Raw genomic sequence first — 5583 nt, 5'->3', positions numbered from 1 at the left:
CCCTTGCTGAAGAACTCCTGTTTTTTTTCTTCCTGCGAGGAACACGCGCAGATCATCAGCAGCAGGATCAGTAGAAGTATCCTCAATCGTTCTTTGAGGCAAGGCATATTCATTTTCCTCCATTTTCAAAAAGATCAGCCTGTGCGGCCGTGGATTGGCGCCTGTCCATAGGTTCAGCGTTCACCCTTCTGGGTTGGTTTTCTACCGGATTAGCGTTTATCGTAACGGGTTATTTTGGCTGAGGGCTTCGATGCTCCCTGAACCCCTGAACCCGGAAGGCGTGAGGCGGAAGGCGTAAGGCGTAAAACCAGAAACCAGAACTCTGAACCCTGAACCCCTGAACCCTAAACCTCTGAACCCCGAACCCCTGAACCGTTGAACCCGTTAACCCTTCTCTATATTATATTCCCTTCGGATAGACCAGCTCATCGGAAAGGTCGATCTGTTTTTTCGGTTTCCCTTCAGGCGAAACGGCGACCCGGAATGCACCGGGGGCCACCTCACCGGCATCATCATCCGGTTTCCGGCAGCTGCAGCCCGGCACCAGCGCCATGAAGGCCTGGTACAGGGCCTCGACATCTTTTTGCATGATGATGGCTTGTATCGCCTTTACCTGGTCGTCCATAAAGGCTTTGTCCACCGGCTGGGACTGGGCGGATTTGATGCGTGGGTGGCTGGTGGGCAGCAGCGTCTCCGCCTGGTTGAACAGCTCTTCGTACATTTTTTCTCCCGGCCGCAACCCGGTAAAGACGATATCGATGTCTTCATAGGGCTGCATACCCGACAGGGTAATCAGCTTTTCCGCCAGCTTGACGATTTTCACCGGCTGCCCCATATCCAGGACAAAGATCTCTCCACCGGCAGCCATGCACCCGGCTTGAAGCACCAGTTGAACCGCCTCCGGGATGGTCATGAAAAAGCGTTCGATCTCCGGGTCGGTCACGGTCAGGGGCTCCCCCCGTTTTATCTGCTGCTTGAAGATCGGCACCACACTGCCGGCGCTGCCCAACACATTGCCGAACCGGACCGTCATGAACCAGGTACCGTGTTTGCGGTGAGAACTCTGGACGATCATCTCGGCAATCCGCTTGGTGACTCCCATCACGTTCGTGGGGTTGACGGCCTTGTCGGTGGAGATCATCACAAAGCGCCGGACGCCGGCTTCCAGCGCCGCGCACACGGTGTTGTAGGTCCCGATAATAGTGTTGTAGGCCGATTCGATGGGTGCTTTCTCCATCAGGGGTACGTGTTTATAGGCCGCCGCATGAAAGACGACCTCGATGCGGTGCGCTTTCATCAACCGTTTCAGGCCGGCCGCGTCGTTGACCGATGAAATCACAGAAACGATCGGCAGGTCCGGGTGGGCGGCGGTCATCTCACGCTCGAAATCGTAGAGGCTGTTCTCGGACCGGTCCAGGATGAAGAGCAGCCGGGGATTGAAGCCGGCCACCTGCCGGCAGATCTCGGAGCCGATGGACCCGGCACCGCCGGTTACCATGACCCCCTTGCCCTTGATGTAGTCACTGATGCCGTCCATATCGATGTGGACCGGCTCCCGCTCGAGCAGGTCATCGATTTCAACGTGCCGGATGCTGTTGACACTCACCTTCTCGTTAATGATCTCTTCAAAATGGGGAATGATTTTATAGGTTATTTTCAGCGGTTGAAACCGCTCGATCACGCCGTCGATCTGGCGGCGCGTGCTGCCCGGCCAGCAGATCACCATGCTGTCGATATCACCGATCTTTTTGGCCAGTTTCAGCATCCGGTCAATGCTCATGACCGGCACGTCGGAGATCCGCAGCCCGTCAGAATGACTGTACTCGTCGGGGTCCACCACGGCAACCACGGAATAATGGGACCGGGGATCCCCCAGGATGTCCTTTAAAATCGGCTGGACCCGGTTGACCGGACCAAGGAGAATGATTCTGGTTCGGCTGGCTGGGTCGTCCCCGGCCAGGTAGACTTCCCGGTAGTTGCGCACCAGCAGGCGGATGCCGCCGCAGAAAATGATGCAAAAGGTCATGTCCAGCAGGTAGACCGCTTCGCCCATGCAGATGCGATCCCAGACGAGGCTCAGCCCGTAGACCAACAGCGAACTGATGATCACCGATCGGATGATGATAATGAGATCTTCAAAACTGACGAACCGCCACATCCCTGAAAACAGGCCGTTGTAGTAAAACACGGCCAGCCGAATGATCAGCAGCGGCCAGAACGTGACCATGAACATCTCGATTACGATTTTATCGAGGACCAGCCCGTTGAACAGCACGATGCTGTAAAAATAACTGGCCATAAACAACAGGGTGTGAATCCCGATGTTGATGACCAGGCGGTAAGGTACGATCAGCCGCGCAATGCGTCTGGCTGCGGATGACCGGGCCAGTTTTTCAAAAAGCATCAATTTGTTAAATTCCCTATTGGCCGGTTGTCAGCTATTCTGTTCACGGTTTTTTTGCCGCAAGACCTATTCCGTGAGGCGGAAGGCGTTAGTCGTAAGTCGCGAGGCGGAAAGTGATTCTAAATTCGCTCTCCCGCTGTCACGGACAGTGAACAGTGAACAGTGAACAGTGAACAGTGAACAGTGAACAGTGAACAGTGAACAGTGAAATCGTAACTGTGAATTGGGGGGTGTCAACCAGTTTCTTTCAGCTTTTTGCTTCTTTACCTCTGATCTTCTGCGCCTCTGCACCCCTGCTCTTCTTCGCCCCTGCTCCTCTGATCTTCTGCGCCTCTGCGCCTCTGCGCCCCTGCTCTTCTTCGCCTCTGATCCTCTGCGCCTCTTCGCCTCTGATCCTCTGCGCCTCTTCGCCTCTGATCTTCTTACCTTCTTCGCCTCTGATCCTCTGCGCCTCTGATCTTCTTCACCTTCTTCGCCTCTGATCTCCCGCCCTCCACCCTCTCGCTCTAGCGGCTTTTATCACGGCAGATACTCATCCAGCGTCTTGGACGTCAGCACGGCGAACCGGTCCAGGTCGCCGCGCACCTCATCCACCTGTTCTTTGGACCGCATGGGGGAGATCAACCGAACCAGGGCCCCATCGGTCCGGCGCCGGAAGATGCCGTCCCAGACCATGTAGAACTTGGCGGCATACTCATTGGTAAAATTGCGGCCGCGCCCCTGGTACCAGAAATAGCTCAGCTGCCAATAGCCGTTTTTTTCGATGATCAGTTCGTTGATTTGAAGCCGGCCGCCATAGGCATCGGGAGAATCGGTCGGCAGCGTGCGCACACGGTTGCTGTGAACATGCCAGCCTGCACCCGGCAGGCACAGGCGGGGGGAGTGGATGAAGTCGCCGCCCTTTTTCTGGTATTCATAAAAGGCGGTATAAAAGTTGATCGGCGGTTTGCCGGCCTGTGTGTAATCGATGATCGTGTATTCCTGGCCGCCCACCTGCGCCCAGATTTCGGCCTCCATCTGGCTCTTTCGCCCGGTCCGCCCCCCCAGTTCCAGGGGGTAGTCTGCCAGGTCTTGCTTCAAAACCATCGGGGAAACGTTGCCCAGCACCCCCACCACCATGGGGCTGACCAGGCAGACGGCCAGGGCGATGCCGGTGGCCGTCAGGTGTCTTTTCAGGTTGACCGGTTCAGTCGGGGCCGCCTGTGCCGTCCGTTCCCTGGGCGGCGCAGGTTTGCCGGGAAGCAGGCTCAGCAGACCGGCGGCACCCAGAAACAGGGCGAAACAGACCATGAACACCACCCAGCCGGAAAAATCGTGGAAAAACCCCTGGGCCACATCCACACCGAAGTAATGCGCCAGGATGCCCGTACCGGCAATCCGCACCACGTTGGTGCCCACGGCCAGCGGCACGGTGACGACTACCAGCACCAGTCGTTTCCACCAGATCATCGGCCGGTAAAAGGCAAAAATCACGCCCAGGCAAAGCAGGGGCAGGACAAATCTGAGGCCGTTGCAGGCCTCGACCACCTGGAACTGACTGAACCCCATGTCGATGACGTTGCCTTCGCGGTAGGCCAGAAAGCCCAGCGTGTTGAGGATGTCAACCGACACGGACGAGGCGATGAGCTGAAGCGGGAAGGTCAGGTTCCGGTATACGAATCCGGGCAGGGGCAGCATGAGGTAGAGCAGCAGCAGAGGAAAGGCGATCACGCGGATCACGGCGTAGCCGTAGATCCACCACACGGCGCCGATGACGAGAGTGATGATCGACGCCCGGGTGGTGAACAGTTCGGCACCCAGTTCACCCACCGTGAACAGGCCGACAGCAGCGGCCATGACCAGCAGCCCCCGCCAGTCCATCCTGGGCGTCAATTCAAGGATCGCCTTGCGCTTTTCCCAGATCAGGAAAAGGGACACCGGCAGGATCAGCAGGCCGTGGGAATAATCGTCGTTGTTCATCCATTGCTGATAAAGGCCGGACAGTGTGTCCCAGAAGATCACGATCACCATTGCCAGCAGGACCCCTGCCGGAAATATCCACACGTTAACGTTCTCTGAATTATTATTCATGTTTCACTCAACTCAACTGGTTCTGCACATTTGATTATGGTGAACACGGGCAATCAATTCAACGACGCGCTGAACATCCGCGTCGGTCATGGCCGTTCCCGACGGCAGGCACAAGCCTTTTTCGAATAATTCTTCGGCAATGCTCCCCCCCACCACCCGACAAGGAATGGTTTTGTTTTTTCCAACCGTGAACCGTGAACCGTGAACCGTGAACGCCTGTTTTTGAGCCATCGTCTCAAAAACAGGCTGCAAATGCATGGGCTTCCACACCGGCCGGGACTCGATGTTCTGCCTTTCCAGGGCCAGCCGCACCGCCTCGCGGTCCGCGCCAAACGCGGACGGATCGATCTGGATCACCGTCAGCCAACGGTTAGATGTACCATAAGGCGCCTCGGGCATAAAGCTTATTCCGGGCAAGGATGCCAACGCCGCCCGGTACTGGTCGAAGATCGCGCGTTTGCGACGCACGCGGTCGTCCAGGCATTCGAGCTGACCCAGGCCGATGGCGGCCACGATGTTGCTCATGCGATAGTTATAGCCGATCTCCGTGTGTTCGTAATGGGCCAGGGGCTGGCGAGCCTGTTGGGACAGGTAGCGGGCCCGCTCGATGAGTGCTGCATCGTCGCTGGCCAGCAGCCCGCCCCCCGACGTGGTGATGATCTTGTTGCCGTTGAACGAAAACACCGTGGCATAGGCACCGGCGCCGGCATGACGGCCGCGGCAGGTGGCCCCTAAAGACTCGGCGCTGTCGGCCACCACGGGAATGCCGTAGGGTTTGCAGACCGCCATAATTTGATCCAGATCGGCGCTCTGCCCGTACAGGTCGGTAGGCACCACCGCTTTGGGCAGCCGGCCCTCCCGGCTGCAGCGTTTAAGCTCTTCGGCCAGCAGATCCGGGTCCAGGTTCCAGGTCTGCCGGTCGGCATCGATGAACACCGGCCGGGCACCCTGGAATGCCACCGGCGACACGCTGCCCACAAAGGTCAGGGTCGAGGCGAAGACCTCGTCCCCCGGCCCGACATCCAGAATGCGCATGGCCAAGTGCATGGCCGCCGTGCCGCTGGCCAGGGCCACGGTGTGGGCGATGCCGACCTTTTCCGCAAAGGCAT

General features: G+C 57.8%; 3 protein-coding genes. All 3 read right to left on the bottom strand.

Features of this window, described 5'->3' with window-relative positions:
- Positions 1–400 precede the first annotated feature (400 nt).
- Positions 401–2404: a polysaccharide biosynthesis protein gene (locus tag ABYV26_RS19410; RefSeq protein WP_372683010.1), complete on the bottom strand. Its 2004-nt coding sequence runs from the start codon at positions 2402–2404 to the stop codon at positions 401–403.
- A gap of 519 nt (positions 2405–2923) precedes the next feature.
- Positions 2924–4474 (bottom strand): VPLPA-CTERM-specific exosortase XrtD, encoded by a 1551-nt coding sequence (xrtD, locus tag ABYV26_RS19405; RefSeq protein ID WP_372683009.1) that lies wholly within the window; start codon positions 4472–4474, stop codon positions 2924–2926.
- 12 nt (positions 4475–4486) lie between these two features.
- Positions 4487–5583: DegT/DnrJ/EryC1/StrS family aminotransferase (locus ABYV26_RS19400; RefSeq protein ID WP_372683008.1), on the bottom strand; the 1097-nt coding region annotated here is incomplete at its 5' end.

The organism is Desulfosarcina sp. (genome assembly GCF_041551955.1).
Taxonomy (GTDB): domain Bacteria; phylum Desulfobacterota; class Desulfobacteria; order Desulfobacterales; family Desulfosarcinaceae; genus Desulfosarcina.
Note: the sequence above shows the minus strand (reverse complement) of the source record. Positions and strands in the feature narration are given on the sequence as shown.